Below are 14,908 nucleotides of genomic sequence, written 5' to 3'. Positions count from 1 at the left end.
GCCTAGCTTACGGCGACTTGGTGGCTTCCGCGCCACCCTCAAGCGTCGCCGTCATCGCGCCGCGCTCGGCATTCAGCTCCGCGCGCAGCTTGGCTTCCTCCACCAGGTAGTTCTCCGCCGCGCTCTTCAGCTGGCGGGCCTTCTTGATACCCACGCCCGGCACGTCGCCCAGCTTCGCCAGGTCCTTCTCGTTGGCGATGTCCTCCACCGAGCGGTAGCCGGCCAGGATGAGCTGCTCGATGGTCTTCTCACCGACGCCCCGCACGCGGGCCATGCGCTCCGGCTGGCTGAGCTCGTCCGGGTGCCGCCGGGCCTCGGCGATCCGGGCCTGCTCTCTTTCATAATCCATGCGCGACAGTTCTGCCTGGTCCTCGACCATCCGGGTCCGGGCGGCCTCCTGCATGGAGGGGATGCGGGCCGGGTCGATGCCCGGCAGCTGCGCCAGCATCTCGGCGTTGGCCTCGGCGATGTCCCGGGCCTGACGGAAGCCGTGGGCGTAGAGCGTCTCCACGAGCATCTCGTTGACGCCCGGCAGCGAGCCCAGCGAGCGGTTGGCGAACTCGCGCAGCTCCCGCACCCGGCTCTCGCTGTTGATGTCCAGCTTCCAGCCGGTGAGCTGGGCCGCCAGGCGGACGTTCTGGCCGCGACGGCCGATGGCCAGGCTGAGCTGGTCGTCCGGGACGATGAGCTCCATGGCGTGGTTGGCCTCGTCGATGATGACGCGGCTGACCTCCGCGGGGGCCAGGGCCGAGCACACGAAGCGGGCCGGGTCCTCGTCGAACGGGACGATGTCGATCTTCTCGCCGCGCAGCTCCTGCACCACCGCCTGGACGCGGCTGCCCTTCATGCCGACGCAGGCGCCCACCGGGTCCACGTCCGAGTCCCGGCTGGACACGGCAATCTTCGCCCGGCCGCCCGGCTCACGCGCCGCCGCCTCGATGACGACGATGCCCTCGGCGATTTCGGGCACCTCCATCTCGAACAGCTTGGTGAGCAGGTTGACGGACGCGCGGCTGAGGACGATCTGCGGCCCCTTGGACTCGCGCAGCACGTCCAGCACATAGGCCTGGACGCGGTCGCCCGGGCGGTACGTCTCGCGGGGGACCTGCTCGCGCACCGGCAGCACGGCCTCGGCGCGGCCCAGGTCCACGATGATGTTGCCGCGCTCGAACCGGCGGGCGATGCCGGTGACGATTTCGTTCTTCCGGTCGCGGTACTCGTTGAAGACGTTCTCCCGCTCCGCGTCGCGCGTGCGCTGCAGGATGACCTGCTTGGCCGTCTGCGCGGCGATGCGGCCGAAGCCGCGGCGGAAGGTCTTCAGGCGGAGGATGTCACCGTACTGGTCGTCCTGCGCCTTGGCCTCGGCGGCGTCCTCGTCCCGGTAGAAAATCTGGAACACGAGCTCGTCGCCCGGCTCCACTTCCATGCCCTTCTTGTGGGCCTCGACCAGGGAGATCTGGTTCACCGCCTGGACCGGGTCGACAATCTCCTCGACCACGGTGATGGCCTGGAACAGCTCCACAACGCCCTTCTCGGGGTCGTACTTCGCCTCGAGCTCGCGGTCCTGGCCAAAGTGCTTCTTGGCCGCGGTCTTCATCGCGTCCTCGAGGGTGGCAATCAGCACAGCCCGGTCGATGCCCTTGTCCTTGGCGACCTGGTCCAGGACGAGGTTGAGGTTGACGCTCGGGTTGGCTTGCTGCGTGGGCATGGTCTTCTCCTAAAAGGGTCCACGGGCGCCCTCGCGCGGAGGGGCACCCTGTATGTCGGCGTCTAGAACTGGAACTCCAGATTCGCCTTGGCGATGTCCTTGAACAGGATGTGGAAGGTTCCGGCACCTTCCACCTCCACCGCGATCCCGTCGCCCGCCACCTCGGTCAGCGTGCCGGTGAAGTTCTTGCGCGGGGGCTCTCCCACCGGGCCGAACGTCTTCACCTTCACTCTCTGCCCCTTCACCCGCTCGAAGTGCGCGGGCTTCTTCAGCGGCCGGTCCACACCGGGGCTGGAGACCTCCAGGTTGTACTCGTGGGGGATGAAGTCCTCCACGTCGAGCGCGGGGTCCACCGCGCGCGATACCTGGGTGCACTCGTCCAGCCCGACCCGACCACCCGGCTTGTCGATGAACAACCGGAGGACCCAGCCCTCGCGCTCCCGGAGGAACTCCAGGTCCACGAGCTCCAGGCCTTCACCCGCGACAATGGGCTCGAGCAGGGCCATGGCCCGCTCCTCCACCGTCTGCTTGAGGTTCTTCTCCGACATAACCGGGAAACCAGTCTCCAAAAACACGAAAAGCGGGCACGGGGCCCACTTTTCGAAGTGCATCATCGAAAAATGTCGGGGCGTCCGTAGCACACGCCCCGTCGGAGTGTAAAGGAAGGACGCACCCTCCCGCTCCGGGTGAAACGCGCCCGACAGGGCGAGGAATTCCCAGGGGTTCCGAGACCCCACCAGCGTTATAACGCGGCCATGCACCTCATCGCCGCCGCGCAGATGGTGTCCACCGCCGACAAGGCGCACAACCTGGAGTCGGCCACCCGGCTCGTCCGGCAAGCCGCCAGCCTCGGCGCGAGGCTCGTGGGCCTGCCCGAGAACTTCTCCTGGATGGGTCCGGAGCCCGAGCGGCAGGACGCCGCCGAGGGGCTCGACGGTCCGACGCTGTCCCGGATGGCCAGCCTGGCGCGGGAGCTCCAGGTGACGCTGCTCGCGGGCAGCGTCCTGGAGACAGGTGCCCCCGGCGGACGCCTCTACAACACCAGCGTCCTCTTCGGCCCGGGTGGAGAACGGCTCGCCGTGTACCGGAAAATCCACCTCTTCGACGTGGAGGTGGGAGACGGTGCGACCTATCACGAGTCGGCGGCGGTGGCGCCGGGCACGGAGGTCGTCGGGGCCGAGACAGAGGTGGGCCGGCTGGGGCTGTCGGTCTGCTACGACCTGCGCTTCCCGGAGCTGTACCGGCGGCTGTCCCGGGAAGGCGCCACCCTGCTGGCGGTCCCCGCGGCCTTCACCTTGATGACGGGCAAGGACCACTGGGAGGTGCTCCTGCGGGCGCGAGCCATCGAGAACCAGGCGTACGTGCTGGCGCCCGCCCAGGGCGGACGGCACTCGGCCAACCGACTCACCTACGGCCACGCGATGGTGGTGGACCCCTGGGGCCTGGTGACGGCCCGGGCGTCCGAGGGCGAGGGCCTGGCGTTGGCGCCGGTGGACCCGGCGTTGCAAGCCCGCATCCGACGCAACCTGCCCTGCCTGGAGCACCGTCGTTTGGACTAGCGTGCGCGTGCCCGGGCCCGTCCCCCCTCGGGTCCACCTTCGATAGACTTCGGGTCCCCCGGAACTCCTCTCGTGAACGGACGACGCTGGTCACCCATGCTGCTTGCGCTCGCGCTTTCGGCCCTCCCCGCCGGCTGCACCGCCGATGAGCGCCCCTCCGCGCCCGACGCGGCGACGCCGGCCCCCGTGGCCACGCACCGCGCCCACCTGCGCGCCATCAAGGGAGGCGTGCAGATAAAACGCGCCGCCGGCGACGATTGGAGCCCCGCGCGCGAGGGTCAGCCTCTCTACGAGAACGACAAGGTCCGCACCGAGGCAGGCGCCGTCACCGACATCGTCTTCGCCGCCAACGGCAGCACGGTGCACCTGGGCGGAGACTCACTCATCAGCATCGCGGAGACGCGTCCCCGCCCCGGCCAGCAGCGCACGGACCTCACCGTGCTGCGAGGCCGCATCGACGCGGAGCTGGAGAAGCCCGCGACGCAGTCCCTCTCCGTCACGACGCCGTCCGCCACCATCCAGGCGGGAAGGGAGATTGTCTTTCAATGAAGGCGGCCCTCCTTCTCCTGGCCTGGCTGGGCGCGACGCCTCCGGAAACCGTGGTGGTGGGCCCTGGCGAGTCGCTGCGTCAGGTGGCCGAGCGCGCCCTGGGCGACCCGCGCGCGGCCGAGGAGCTCCAGGCGCTCAACGGACTCACGTCGGACGCGGTGGCCGCTGGCACACGGCTGAAGGTACCTGGCCACGAGCGCGTGCTGGCGCAGAAGGCGATTGAAACCGCCCGCACCCTGCTGGCCAGCGCGCGGGGCGCGAAGGTCCCCGCCGAGGCTTCCGCGCACCTCAAGGACGCCGAGGCCCACTTCCGCGGGGCCCGCTACAGCCAGGCGGCCGCGGCGGCCAATGCCGCGGGGAAGCTGGTGGCGGCGGTCCGCTCGCCACAGTCCTCCGCGTTCTCCGTGGAGGTGGGCGACGGCGGGGACAGCACCACCGTCACCGTGAAGGACGGTCCGCCGGTGCGCGTGGAGGCCGAAGGCGTCACCCAGCCCGTCGCCAAGGGCGAGTCCATCCGGGTCGAGAAGGGCCGGCCCCCTCCCGCCCCCACCCGGCCGCTGGCGGCTCCGGCCCCGATGCAGCCGCCCGACACCGCGCGCCTGAAGCGGCGCCCGGACGCGGACGGCCACCTGGGCCCGGTGAAGCTGACCTGGGAGGCAGTGTCCGGCGCGGAGCGCTACGAGGTGGAGGTGTCGCGCGAACAGGAACAGCGCGCCGTCTTCACCCAGACGGTCACCGCCCTGGAGGCAAAGCTGCCCGTGCTGCCCGCGGGGCGGTACCGCTGGACGGTGCGCGCACTGGGTAACGCCGGACGCTCCGAGCCCAGCGCCGCACGGCACTTCGAGCTGGTGCCGGAGCGCCTCAAGCTCGAGGTGAAGAAGGGCCAGTGGCAGTAACCCCTGGAGGATCCCCACCGTGCGCCTGTTCAAAGCCATCCTCCTGTTGATGCTGGTCGTGGGCGTCGTCCCCACGCTGATGGTGGGGTGGCTCTCCGTCTCCCATACGCGCGAGCTGCTGGTGCGCGACGCGCAGGAGCTGGCGCAGGAGCGGGTGAAGCAGCTGCGCCTCAAGGCCGAAATCATCCTGGGTGAGCCCACCGACGCGGTGCTGGGCCTGGCCCGCGTGCCCGGCTTCTTCGGCCTGCCGCTGGAGGCCCAGCAGACGCACCTGGCCTCGGTGCTCAACCAGCGGCGCGAGGTGCTGGCGCTCACCGTGTTCGATGCGAACGGCCAGCGGCTGCCGGGGCTCCAGGCCTTCTCCAAGCACGACGTGCCCCCCACAGCGCTGGCCGGCCACGAGGAGCGCGCGCTCGCGCTGCTCGAGAACCTGGAGGGTGTGCGCTACGCGGACGTGGTGAAGGACACCCATGGCGGCGAGCCCGTGCTGACGCTGGCCTTCCCCGTGGGCGAGCCCGTCCGGGGTTATATCGCGGCGGACCTGTCGCTGGCGGACCTGCGGAACATGCTGGAGCAGGAGCGCGTGGGCAGCACCGGCTTCGCCTACCTGGCGGACCGGCGCGGGCACCTCGTCGCGGGCGGAGGCGGCATCGCGGACCTGGGCGAGGACCTGTCGCGGCGCAGCCCGGTGGCGCACCTGCTCAAGCAGCTCGAGGGCAAGCCGGACATGGAGATGTTCCACGTCGGCAACTTCGGCGAGGGCCGGAACGCCGTGGTGGCCGCGTACACGGCGCTGCCCGAGCTGGGTTGGGCCATCGTCTCCGAGCAGCCGGTGGAGCACGCCTACCGCCAGGTGGACACCATGGAGCAGCGCATCCTCCTGGGCCTGGGGGCCGCCATCCTGGTGGCGGTGGTGCTGGCGGCGCTCTTCTCCCGGAACCTCACCCGCCCGCTCAAGGGCTTCATCAGCGGCGCGCTGGAGCTGGCGCACGGCAAGTTCGGCGTCGAGGTGGACATCCCGCAGAAGAACGAGCTGGGCGAGCTGGCCCAGACGTTCAACTACATGAGCAAGCAGCTGCTCGCGTACGACATGGAGAACCGGGGCCTCTACGAGAGTCTGGAGAAGGGCTACCTGGAGACCATCGTCGCGCTGGCGAACTCCATCGACTCCAAGGACGCGTACACCCGGGGCCACAGCCAGCGCGTGGGCGACGTGTCCGTGCAGATTGGCCGGGAGCTGAACCTCACAGAGCGCGAGCTGCGGCAGCTCCAGTACGGCGGCATCCTCCACGACATCGGCAAGATTGGCATCGTGGAGTCCATCCTCTGCAAGCAGACGAAGCTCACGGACCAGGAGATGGCCATCATGCGCGAGCACCCCGCCATCGGTGACGCCATCATCGGGCCGGTGAGCTTCCTGGGGGCCGTGCGCGCGTGCGTCCGCCACCACCACGAGCGCTGGGACGGCACCGGCTACCCGGACAAGCTGAAGGGCGAGGACATCCCCCTGCTGGCCCGCATCGTCGCGTGCGCGGACACGTTCGACGCGTGCACCTCCACCCGCCCCTACCAGAAGGCCATGCCGCTGGAGAAGGCGATGGAAATCCTCGACAACCTCAGCGGCGCCCAGCTGGACCCGAAGGTGGTCCAGGCCCTGAAGCAGGTGCTGGCGAAGCAGGGTGTGCGGCTGGAAGGGCACCGGCTGCCCGTGAAGCTCGCCTCCTGACGCTGGAAGGATGGTAGGGAGGACGCCAGACTGTTGAGACGCTGGAAGGTGAAACGTTGAGCTTCTGGGACCGCATCAAGCCCGCCCCCCAAGCCGTCACCGCGACGGACGCACGCCTGTCCTCGGACGGCGCGCGCCTGGAGCTGACGTGGGATGACGGCGTGAAGACAGGCGCCACCGCGCAGGTGCTGCGCCAGCAGTGCCCCTGCGCCGCGTGTGTGGACGAGTGGACGAACAAGCGGACGCTGGACCCGTCGAAGGTCCCCGCCGACCTCCGCATCCAGCAACTGCAGCCCGTGGGCAACTATGCGCTGGCCTTCAGCTTCAGCGACGGCCACACCACCGGCATCTATCCGTGGAAGCTGCTGCGCGAAGTCACCCAGCCCGCCGCCTGACCTGGTGAGGGCCCTATGAGCGAACGCTACCGTCTTGTCCGGCCACTGGCCTCGGGAGGCATGGCGGAGCTGTTCCTCGGCGTGGCGCGCGGCGCGGAGGGCTTCGAGCGCCCGGTGGCCATCAAGCGGGTGCTGCCGGACCTGGCGCGTGAGCCCGACATCGCGCGCATGTTCCTGGCCGAGGCGCGGCTGTCCACGCTGCTCCAGCACCAGAACATCGCCACCGTCTACGACGTGGGCCAGGGCCCCGAAGGGCTCTTCCTGGTGATGGAGCTGGTGGACGGCTGGGATTTGGGGGTGCTGCTGCGCACGGCCGCGCGCCGGGGCGTTCGCGTCCCACCGCACCTGGCCGCCTTCGTCGTCCACCAGTGCCTGGCGGGGCTCGGCCATGCGTACCGGAAGGTGCACGACGGGCAGCCGGTGATGGTGGCCCACCGGGACGTGTCTCCCTCCAACATCCTCGTGTCGCGCGAGGGTGAAGTGAAGCTGACGGACTTCGGCATCGCGCGGATGGCCGGCCCGACGCACACCGCCCCCGGCCTCTTTCGCGGGAAGGAGGCCTACAGCGCGCCCGAGGTGCTACGCGGAGAGCCCGCGACCGCCGCGAGCGACCAGTTCTCGCTGGGCATCGTGTTCTACGAGCTGCTCACGGGACGGCATCCGTTCCACACCGAGCAGGACGCGAGCGCGGTGGCCTATGCCATCCTGACGCGCCCGGTGCCGCCGCCCCAGGACGTGCCCGCTCCGCTTGCGGGCGCGGTCATGCGAATGCTGGCCCCGGCGCCCGGGGAGCGGTTCCACTCGCCGGAGTCACTGAGCGACGGCTTCGCGCGCTGGCTCGCGCAGTCGGGCCAGCCCGCGACGTCGCAGACGCTGGCTGCGTTCATGCGCGAGCTGGGCTTGCCACCCACGCTGCGGGAACAGGCCGAGGCGGCGGGGCCTGCCACCCTGGCGGAGACGCGCTCCCGGAGCCACGCTGGACCGGTGCTGGAGACGGCGGAGCCACGCACCAAGGACGGGGCCGCCCCCGCGCAGAAGCTTGCGGAGACACGCATCAAGAACCGGCCCGAGCCCGCGCTGAAGATGGCGGAGACGCGCTCCCGGAACCACGCCGAGCCCTCGCCGGATTCCAGCAGGGCCTCCGCCCTGTCGGCGGCCGCCCATGCCGGTGAGCCCGAGGAAGGCCCCATCGCCATGCCGGGCGGCGCGGCCCTGAGCATCAGTGGGCGGATGGTGCATCGATGCCCTCGCTGCAACCAGGTGCGGTCCGCGCATGCGGCTCGCTGTGAGCACTGTGGGATGTCAGGCACCGCTACGGCATCGCAAGGAGCGCCAGCGACATCGATGACGGGCGCGGCCTCGGCGGCGCTTTACCCTGCGCCGCAGTCCAGCCATGGAGTGCTTCCGGAGCTCTCGGCGCAGCAGTCGCTCGCGGAGAGCGTTCCTCAGTCGTTCACGACCACGGGCGTGAAGAGCGTGCTCCACACCGACGCGGATGCGCTGGAGTTGGAGGAGCGCCCGCGGCCGCCCGCGAGCGACGGCCTCGACGAAGCCGGCAGCGGCTGGCGCTCGTGGGCGAAACGGGCCGTGGGATTGCTCATCGTGCTGGCGCTGCTGGGAGGCGGCCTGTGGCTGTGGCCGCAGCGCTCCACCCTGCTCATCCGGGTGATGGCGGCCACCGGCCTCCGCCTGTCGGCCCCGACGCTCAGCGTGGAGAGCGAGCCATCCGGAGCCACCGTCTGGATTGGTGACACGGCCGTGGGGACGACGCCGCTGCGGCTCGACAACCGTTTCTCGGAGAAGCGCGTCCCCATTCAGGTGCGCCTCAAGGGGTACCGCACGTGGAAGGGGACATTCGCCGGTGGCGAGGCGGCACACATCGACGCCAAGCTGAAGCGCTGAGCGCGCCGCACTGTCGCCAAGTGACGAGCGCCGCTGTCATGCCACGGCGGCGAGTCCAGTGACTCGCCCGTAGGCAGTGCGCCGAAGCGAGGCACGTGGCGCTCGGCCCCGAGCCCCGCAAGGCGCTTGCTGCAGCGGGGCCAGGGGCCCCCTCGCGCCGGGCGCGCCCTACTTCACCAGACGCAGATGACCGCGGCGCGGCGGCGACGGCTCGTCCGGTGGGCCATCCGTCGGAGGGACGTCGGAGGGCGGCTCGTCACGCCGCTCTCCCTGCACCTCGCGCAGGAAGGTCCGCGGGCGCTCCGCGGCAGCCGGCGCGGGAGCGACGGGCAGCGGCTGGGCCGGACGGGACTGCGCGCTCTGCTGGAGCAGCTCCGGCGGCATGTCCTCCGGATACATCCAGAACTCCTTCGTCACGTGGCTGGCGATGGCGAACAGCGCCGACCACGGCACCGCGATGGTGAAGCGCGAGCCGGAGAAGCTCAGGGTGGAGCGGATGCCCCACTCCCCCACCGTCAGGTCGGGCGGGTCGAAGCGGTAGGAGAGGTTGAGGCGCAGGTGGGCCTCCCCCTTGACGGAGGCCGGAACGAGCACGCCCGGACGACGCGCGTCCAGGTGAATCATCACCATGCCCTGGTCGAGCGCGGCCAGCAGCCGCTCCTTCTTGTCGAGAACCTTCTTTTCGTCCATCGGTGTACGGCGAAAGAACTTCGGGCGCCCCTCTCAACGTCGGCGCATCGCCCGGTCCATCTCCCGCTTCGTCTCCCGCTCCTTGATGTCGTGGCGCCGGTCCTCGTGCGTCTTGCCCCGGCAGAGCCCCAGCTCCACCTTGGCACGGCCTTTCCTGAAGTACAGCACAAGCGGGATGATGGAATAACCCCGCTCACGCACCTTGGCTGACCAACGGTCGATTTCTCCTCGGTGCAGCAACAACTTCCGGCCGCGGGTCGGCGTGTGGTCGAAGACGCTCGCCGCCTTGTAGGAGCCGATGTTCGCGTTGAGCAGGAACAGCTCGTCCCCCTTGGGGAGCGCGTAGGCATCCGACAGATTGGCGATTCCATCCCGCAGTGACTTCACCTCGCTTCCCGTCAACGCCAGCCCAGCCTCCAGCTTCTCGTCGACCGTGTAGTCGAACCGCGCACGACGGTTTTCCGCGATGACCTTCACGCCGGGCTCGCGGCCCACTCCCTTCGCCTTCCCTCCGGATGTCATACGCGTCCCGCGTTCTCCTCACCACCCAATGGCATGTTGTCGATGAGGCGCGTCGTGCCACTGAAGGCGGCGACGAGCAACCGGGCATGCTGCCCGGGCGCCACCGAAGCCAGGGGGGACAGCCGCTCCGCATCCACCAGTTCCACGTAGTCCTCGCGAAGCCCGGCCGCCTCCAATTCGCGCCGGACCGCCCCCACCAGGGCGCCTGACTCCCGCGTGCCCTCGCGCAGCAGCGCCTGGGCGGCCCGCAGGCCTCTCGAGAGGGACAGCGCCCGCTGCCGCTCCTCGGGGGACAGGTAGGCATTCCGGCTGCTCATCGCCAGGCCATCCGGCTCGCGTACGGTCGGCATGCCAACGATGTCCGCGCCCAGGTGCAGGTCCCGGTTGAGGGCACGGATGACCTGGAGCTGCTGGTAGTCCTTCTCGCCGAAGAGCGCCACCTCCGGACGGAAGAGGCACAGGAGCTGGGTGACGATGGTGGCCACCCCGCGGAAGTGCCCCGGCCGCCGGGCCCCACACAGGCCCTGGCTGACGTCCGTCACCTCCACGTAGGTCTGGTAGCCCCCCGGGTACATCACCCCCGGGCTCTCCGGCGCGAAGATGGCCTGCGCGCCAGCGCTGGCGCACTTGGCCACGTCCCCCTCGAAGTCACGGGGATAGCGGGACAGGTCCTCCCGGGGCCCGAACTGCGTGGGGTTGACGAAGATGGACACGGCCACCGCGTCGGCGCGCCGGCGGCCCTCGCGAATGAGCGAGAGGTGACCTTCGTGCAGGTAGCCCATGGTGGGCACCAGCGCGAGCTGGCGCCCTTCCCGGCGCAGGCCCGCCGTCCAGTCCTTCACGTCCGCCACGGTTCTCAGGACGGCGGGCGCCATGACTAGGCGGGTCTCCCGTACACGGGGCCCATCTTCTCGCCGCCGTCGGCAGGCGCGGCCGGCTCCACCCGGGCCGCCGGCGCACTGGCCGCCAGACGGATGTTCTTGTTCGCCTTGAAGGAGTGCTCCTCGTCCGGGAAGGAGCCCTTGCGGACCTCCGCGAAGTAGGCGCCCGCGGCCTCGGTAATCGAGCCGTGGAGGTTGGCGTAGCGCTTGACGAACTTGGGCTTGAAGTCCGGGTTCATCCCCAAGAGGTCGTAGCAGACGAGCACCTGGCCATCACATTCCACGCCGGCGCCAATGCCGATGGTGGGGATGGACAGGCTCTGCGTCACCGTGCGCGCCAGGTCCATGGGCACGCCTTCCAGCACCAGCGCGTAGGCACCGGCCTGCTCCAGCGCCAGCGCATCGTCCAGAATCTGCCGCGCCTGGTCCTCGCCACGGCCCTGGACGACATAGCCGCCCATCTTGTGGACGGACTGCGGCGTCAGGCCCAGGTGCCCCATGACGGGGATGCTGGCGCGGACGATGGCGCGCACCGTGTCCGCGAACTCGGCGCCGCCCTCCAGCTTGATGCTGCCAGCGCCACCCTCCGCCACCAGGCGGCCCGCGTTGCGGACCGCCTCCTGGGTCGACACCTGGTAGCTCATGAAGGGCAGGTCGGCCACGACGTGCGCCCTGCGCGCACCGCGAGCGACGGCGGCCGTGTGGTAGACCATCTGGTCCATGGTCACTGGCAGCGTGGAGTCATGCCCCTGGATGACCATGCCCAACGAGTCGCCCACCAGCAGCACGTCCGCGCCCGCTTCCTCGAGGATGTGGGCGAACGTGGCGTCGTAGGCAGTGACCATGCAGATCTTCTGACCGATCTGCTTGAAGCGCTTCAGCGTGTGGATGGTGACCTTGTCCTTCACGGTTCACCTCCTATGGCTACGGGTTGAACGGCCTGCACGGGCCCATTCGCCCCTCGCCGTCCGCTGGGGATCGCCGGGAGTCCTGGGTCCGCCACCGCACTCTAACGTCCCCGCGCTCGCCGTGGGGGCATTGAAGGCGGGCGTCCCGCCGGGAGCCTGGCTTTCAGCCCCGGCGGGAGGCCTTTGGAACGTAATGCTGGGTGCCCGGTTTCGCCTTCCGGATGGTGGCGAGCAGGTCTTCCCTGTCTGCCTCGACATTCACGAAGTCGATGTCCGAGGTATCCACTACGAGGAGCGGCGTGTCCGTGTAGTGGAAGAAGAAGTTGTTGTAGGCGTGGACGAGCCCCTCCAGATAGGAGGCGTCGAACTTGCGCTCGAACTCCCGGCCGCGCTTCTTGATGCGGTGCAGGAGGACGTCCAGGCGGGCCTGGAGGTAGATGACCAGGTCTGGCTTGGCCACGCGGGGCCCGAGCGCCTCGAAGACGCGCTCGTAGAGGGCCAGCTCGTGCGCGTCCAGGTTGAGGTGCGCGAAGATGCGGTCCTTGGCGAACAGGTAGTCGCTGACCGTCATCGAGCTGAAGAGGTCTTGCTGGAACAGCTCCTGCTGCTGCCGGAAGCGCGAGAGCAGGAAGAAGATCTGCGTCTGGAACGCGAACTTCTGCCGGTCCGTGTAGAAGTTGGAGAGGAAGGGGTTTTCCTCCACCACCTCGAGGATGCGACGTCCCGACAGACGCTCCGCGAGGATGTTGGAGAGGCTCGTCTTGCCCACGCCAATGGGCCCTTCCACCACGATATACCGGTAGTCCATCCGCCCGAGGCCTCCCGCCCGCGGAATGCGCGTTGAGACCGCGCGCGCGAGACGTCGCGCGAAGGCGCGGCCACGCACGCGGGCGGATAACACAACATGGCCGCTGGAATCCGGCAATTTTCCACGGGGCCCCGCCTCCCTTGACGCTCCGGGACGCATCCCCTACGGTCCGCGCGACTTCTTGGTGTGTGCGCGGGGTGGTCTCCGGACATGAGTGGCAGGCAACGGGCGAAGACAGTGGTGCGGCTGGAAGAGGCCCGCCAGAGCACGCCCACCCAGCGCGCGCCCGCACCGCCCGTGGAGCCGGATCCGCTCTACGGCGTGGTGCTGCTGAAGACGGCCATGGAGCTGAAGCGGCGGCAGGACGGCACGGTGGAGGACATCCTCCGGAGCGTGCTCACCCGGATGCGGATTCCGGAGGCCGAGTTCTTCGCGTACCTGGAGCAGCAGGGTGGCCTGCTCCAGGCGCTGGGCATGCGCGCGCGCTAGCGGCGCCCTACCCCGCCGACCGGGTATCCACGGGCCCGAGGGCGCGCTCGATGGCCGCGAACTCCTCGGGTGACAGCGTCTCCGCGCGGCGCTGCGGGTCCACCCCCGCGGCCTCCAGCGCGGCGGTGAGCGTCTCCTGCGTGCCCAGCGTCGGGTCCGACTTGATGGAGTTGAGCAGCGTCTTGCGCCGGTGCGCGAACGACGCCTTCACCACGCGGGTGAAGCGGGCCTCGTCGAGGATGGGCGCGCGCGGGGCCTTGCGGCGCGTCAGCCGCAGCACCGCGGAGTCCACCTTCGGCGGTGGATGGAAGCGCCACGCCTCCAGGGTGAGGACGTTCTCCGCGTCGTAGTGCATGCCGAGCAGCACCGTGAGCAGGCCGTAATCGCGATTGCCGGGCTCGGCGGCGAGCCGCTCCACCACTTCCTTCTGCAGCGTGAAGACGGCGCGCGAGACATGGGCGCGCTGCTCCAGCACGCGGAACAGGATGGGGCTGGTCAGGTGATACGGGAGGTTGCCCGCCAGCGCGACGTCTGGGGCGCCGGCCACCTCCGCGAAGTCCACCGTGGCGGCGTTGCCAGACACCACGCGCACGCCGGGGATGGCCTCCTTCTCCAGCACCATCACCATGTCCCGGTCCCGCTCCACGGCGGTGACGCGGGCCCCGGTGGCGGCCAGGAAGCGCGTGAGGTGCCCCAGGCCCGGGCCCAGCTCCACCACTGGCTCGTCCGCGCGCAGGTTCAGTGCGTCGGCGATGGCCTCCAGGGCGTCCTCGTCCCCGAGGAAGTTCTGTCCCCAGCTGTACTTGGCGCGCAGGCCATGCCGCTTGAGGATGTCTCTTGGCGATTCCACCCGTCTGCTCCCCTCTACATGCGCCAGGCCGGGTCGGCGGCGAGGCGGAAGTCTCCGCGCAGGCCGCGGCGGTACGCCTCATACCCCGCCACCGCAATCATGGCGCCATTGTCGGTGCACAGCCGCACCGGCGGCAGGAACATGTTCAGCCCGCGCTCCTCGGCCCTCGCCTGACACAGCGCCCGCAGCCGCGAGTTCGCCGCCACGCCGCCGCAGAGCACGAGCTGCTTGTGGCCCAGCCGGCGCGCGGCGGCCACCAGCTTCTTCGACAGCACGTCCGCCACGGCCTCCTGGAAGGAGGCGCACAGGTCCGCCAGCGCCTGACCCTGCGGAACGCCGTGCTTCTGCACGTGGTGCAGCACCGCCGTCTTCAGCCCCGAGAAGGAGACATCGAAGTTGTCGCCGGGTAACGCGCGCGGGAAGCGGATGGCCTCCGGGTTCCCCTGCTGCGCGAGCTGGTCGATGGGCAGCCCGCCCGGGTACGGCAGGCCGAGGATGCGCGCTGTCTTGTCATAGGCCTCGCCGGCCGCGTCGTCGCGGGTGCTGCCCACCAGCCGGTACTGGCCATACGCCTGCACCTCATAGAGGCTGGTATGTCCGCCAGAGACGACGAGCCCGAGGAACGGCGGCTCCGGCGCCACCTCCAGCAGCCGGATGGCCAGCAGGTGCCCCTCCAGGTGGTTGGCCCCCACGAAGGGCTTGCCTGTCGCGAGGCTCAGGCCCTTGGCCACCTGCACGCCCACCAGCAGCGCGCCGATGAGGCCGGGGCCGGACGTGACGGCGATGAGGTCCACGTCGTCGAGCGTCTTGTTCGCGCGCGTCAGGGCCTCGTGGACGACGGGGAGCACCTGGACGATGTGGTTGCGGCTGGCCAGCTCCGGCACCACCCCGCCCCACCGCCGGTGGATGTCCACCTGCGTGGAGACGACATCCGACAACGCGCGGCGGCCGTCCTCCACGACGGCGGCAGCGGTCTCATCACACGAGGTTTCCAGTCCAAGGACGAGCAAGGCGGCTCACTTCTC

Annotated in this window: 16 protein-coding genes; 7 read left to right on the top strand and 9 right to left on the bottom strand. The window is 69.9% G+C overall.

Annotation, left to right across the window (positions count from 1 at the left end; translation table 11 throughout):
- Positions 1–7 precede the first annotated feature (7 nt).
- Positions 8–1,708 carry a transcription termination factor NusA gene (gene nusA / locus VZL07_RS24885; protein WP_426750132.1) on the bottom strand — a complete coding sequence of 567 codons (1,701 nt, stop codon included), beginning with the start codon at positions 1,706–1,708 and terminating at the stop codon, positions 8–10.
- Positions 1,709–1,770: 62 nt separating this feature from the next.
- Positions 1,771–2,256 carry a ribosome maturation factor RimP gene (gene rimP, locus VZL07_RS24880; protein WP_426750131.1) on the bottom strand — a complete coding sequence of 162 codons (486 nt, stop codon included), beginning with the start codon at positions 2,254–2,256 and terminating at the stop codon, positions 1,771–1,773.
- 207 nt (positions 2,257–2,463) lie between these two features.
- On the opposite strand from rimP, the gene VZL07_RS24875 reads away from it, so the two are divergent.
- The 6 genes from VZL07_RS24875 to VZL07_RS24850 all read left to right on the top strand — a co-directional run bounded on the left by VZL07_RS24875 (position 2,464) and on the right by VZL07_RS24850 (position 8,735).
- On the top strand, positions 2,464–3,267 hold the full coding sequence (locus tag VZL07_RS24875; protein WP_426750130.1) for a carbon-nitrogen hydrolase family protein: 804 nt from the start codon (positions 2,464–2,466) through the stop codon (positions 3,265–3,267).
- 96 nt (positions 3,268–3,363) lie between these two features.
- Positions 3,364–3,816, top strand: a complete 453-nt coding sequence (locus tag VZL07_RS24870) for a FecR domain-containing protein (RefSeq protein WP_426750128.1) — start codon at positions 3,364–3,366, stop codon at positions 3,814–3,816.
- Positions 3,813–4,712, top strand: coding sequence for a peptidoglycan-binding protein LysM (locus VZL07_RS24865; RefSeq protein WP_426750127.1), 900 nt, complete (start codon positions 3,813–3,815; stop codon positions 4,710–4,712). The genes VZL07_RS24870 and VZL07_RS24865 overlap by 4 nt, the downstream gene beginning before the upstream one ends.
- 19 nt (positions 4,713–4,731) lie before the next feature.
- The gene (locus VZL07_RS24860) at positions 4,732–6,438 is read left to right on the top strand and encodes an HD domain-containing phosphohydrolase (RefSeq protein ID WP_426750126.1); all 1,707 of its coding nucleotides are present in this window, start codon (positions 4,732–4,734) and stop codon (positions 6,436–6,438) included.
- Positions 6,439–6,494: 56 nt separating this feature from the next.
- A complete protein-coding gene (locus VZL07_RS24855) occupies positions 6,495–6,833 on the top strand; it encodes a DUF971 domain-containing protein (protein ID WP_426750125.1) in 339 nt (112 codons plus the stop codon).
- 15 nt (positions 6,834–6,848) lie between these two features.
- Positions 6,849–8,735: a protein kinase domain-containing protein gene (locus VZL07_RS24850; RefSeq protein ID WP_426750124.1), complete on the top strand. Its 1,887-nt coding sequence runs from the start codon at positions 6,849–6,851 to the stop codon at positions 8,733–8,735.
- Between the two features lie 168 nt (positions 8,736–8,903).
- Here VZL07_RS24850 and VZL07_RS24845 read toward each other — a convergent pair whose 3' ends face one another.
- The 5 genes from VZL07_RS24845 to VZL07_RS24825 all read right to left on the bottom strand — a co-directional run bounded on the left by VZL07_RS24845 (position 8,904) and on the right by VZL07_RS24825 (position 12,544).
- A complete protein-coding gene (locus tag VZL07_RS24845; RefSeq protein WP_426750122.1) occupies positions 8,904–9,425 on the bottom strand; it encodes a ClpXP protease specificity-enhancing factor SspB in 522 nt (173 codons plus the stop codon).
- 33 nt (positions 9,426–9,458) lie between these two features.
- Positions 9,459–9,947: an SsrA-binding protein SmpB gene (smpB, locus tag VZL07_RS24840; RefSeq protein WP_426750120.1), complete on the bottom strand. Its 489-nt coding sequence runs from the start codon at positions 9,945–9,947 to the stop codon at positions 9,459–9,461.
- On the bottom strand, positions 9,944–10,822 hold the full coding sequence (panC, locus tag VZL07_RS24835) for a pantoate--beta-alanine ligase (RefSeq protein WP_426750119.1): 879 nt from the start codon (positions 10,820–10,822) through the stop codon (positions 9,944–9,946). Before panC ends, smpB begins: the two co-directional genes overlap by 4 nt.
- 2 nt (positions 10,823–10,824) lie before the next feature.
- Positions 10,825–11,736: a 3-methyl-2-oxobutanoate hydroxymethyltransferase gene (gene panB / locus VZL07_RS24830; protein ID WP_426750118.1), complete on the bottom strand. Its 912-nt coding sequence runs from the start codon at positions 11,734–11,736 to the stop codon at positions 10,825–10,827.
- Between the two features lie 163 nt (positions 11,737–11,899).
- Positions 11,900–12,544, bottom strand: a complete 645-nt coding sequence (locus tag VZL07_RS24825; protein ID WP_426750117.1) for a deoxynucleoside kinase — start codon at positions 12,542–12,544, stop codon at positions 11,900–11,902.
- A 210-nt stretch (positions 12,545–12,754) separates the two neighbouring features.
- On the opposite strand from VZL07_RS24825, the gene VZL07_RS24820 reads away from it, so the two are divergent.
- On the top strand, positions 12,755–13,033 hold the full coding sequence (locus VZL07_RS24820) for a hypothetical protein (RefSeq protein WP_426750116.1): 279 nt from the start codon (positions 12,755–12,757) through the stop codon (positions 13,031–13,033).
- A 7-nt stretch (positions 13,034–13,040) separates the two neighbouring features.
- Here VZL07_RS24820 and rsmA read toward each other — a convergent pair whose 3' ends face one another.
- A complete protein-coding gene (gene rsmA, locus VZL07_RS24815; RefSeq protein ID WP_426750114.1) occupies positions 13,041–13,883 on the bottom strand; it encodes a 16S rRNA (adenine(1518)-N(6)/adenine(1519)-N(6))-dimethyltransferase RsmA in 843 nt (280 codons plus the stop codon).
- 14 nt (positions 13,884–13,897) lie between these two features.
- Positions 13,898–14,893 (bottom strand): tRNA (adenosine(37)-N6)-threonylcarbamoyltransferase complex transferase subunit TsaD, encoded by a 996-nt coding sequence (gene tsaD, locus VZL07_RS24810; RefSeq protein WP_426750113.1) that lies wholly within the window; start codon positions 14,891–14,893, stop codon positions 13,898–13,900.
- Positions 14,894–14,908: the final 15 nt, after the last annotated feature.

The organism is Pseudomyxococcus flavus (assembly GCF_050038885.1).
GTDB lineage: Bacteria > Myxococcota > Myxococcia > Myxococcales > Myxococcaceae > Myxococcus > Myxococcus flavus.
Note: the sequence above shows the minus strand (reverse complement) of the source record. Positions and strands in the feature narration are given on the sequence as shown.

What these genes read in the sequence shown, in the direction of transcription:
- nusA (WP_426750132.1), bottom strand. Translation starts at nt 1,708, where the DNA reads ATGCCCACGCAGCAAGCCAACCCGAGCGTCAACCTCAACCTCGTCCTG.
- rimP (WP_426750131.1), bottom strand. Translation starts at nt 2,256, where the DNA reads ATGTCGGAGAAGAACCTCAAGCAGACGGTGGAGGAGCGGGCCATGGCC.
- VZL07_RS24875 (WP_426750130.1), top strand. Translation starts at nt 2,464, where the DNA reads ATGCACCTCATCGCCGCCGCGCAGATGGTGTCCACCGCCGACAAGGCG.
- VZL07_RS24870 (WP_426750128.1), top strand. Translation starts at nt 3,364, where the DNA reads ATGCTGCTTGCGCTCGCGCTTTCGGCCCTCCCCGCCGGCTGCACCGCC.
- VZL07_RS24865 (WP_426750127.1), top strand. Translation starts at nt 3,813, where the DNA reads ATGAAGGCGGCCCTCCTTCTCCTGGCCTGGCTGGGCGCGACGCCTCCG.
- VZL07_RS24850 (WP_426750124.1), top strand. Translation starts at nt 6,849, where the DNA reads ATGAGCGAACGCTACCGTCTTGTCCGGCCACTGGCCTCGGGAGGCATG.
- VZL07_RS24845 (WP_426750122.1), bottom strand. Translation starts at nt 9,425, where the DNA reads ATGGACGAAAAGAAGGTTCTCGACAAGAAGGAGCGGCTGCTGGCCGCG.
- smpB (WP_426750120.1), bottom strand. Translation starts at nt 9,947, where the DNA reads ATGACATCCGGAGGGAAGGCGAAGGGAGTGGGCCGCGAGCCCGGCGTG.
- panC (WP_426750119.1), bottom strand. Translation starts at nt 10,822, where the DNA reads ATGGCGCCCGCCGTCCTGAGAACCGTGGCGGACGTGAAGGACTGGACG.
- VZL07_RS24825 (WP_426750117.1), bottom strand. Translation starts at nt 12,544, where the DNA reads ATGGACTACCGGTATATCGTGGTGGAAGGGCCCATTGGCGTGGGCAAG.
- VZL07_RS24820 (WP_426750116.1), top strand. Translation starts at nt 12,755, where the DNA reads ATGAGTGGCAGGCAACGGGCGAAGACAGTGGTGCGGCTGGAAGAGGCC.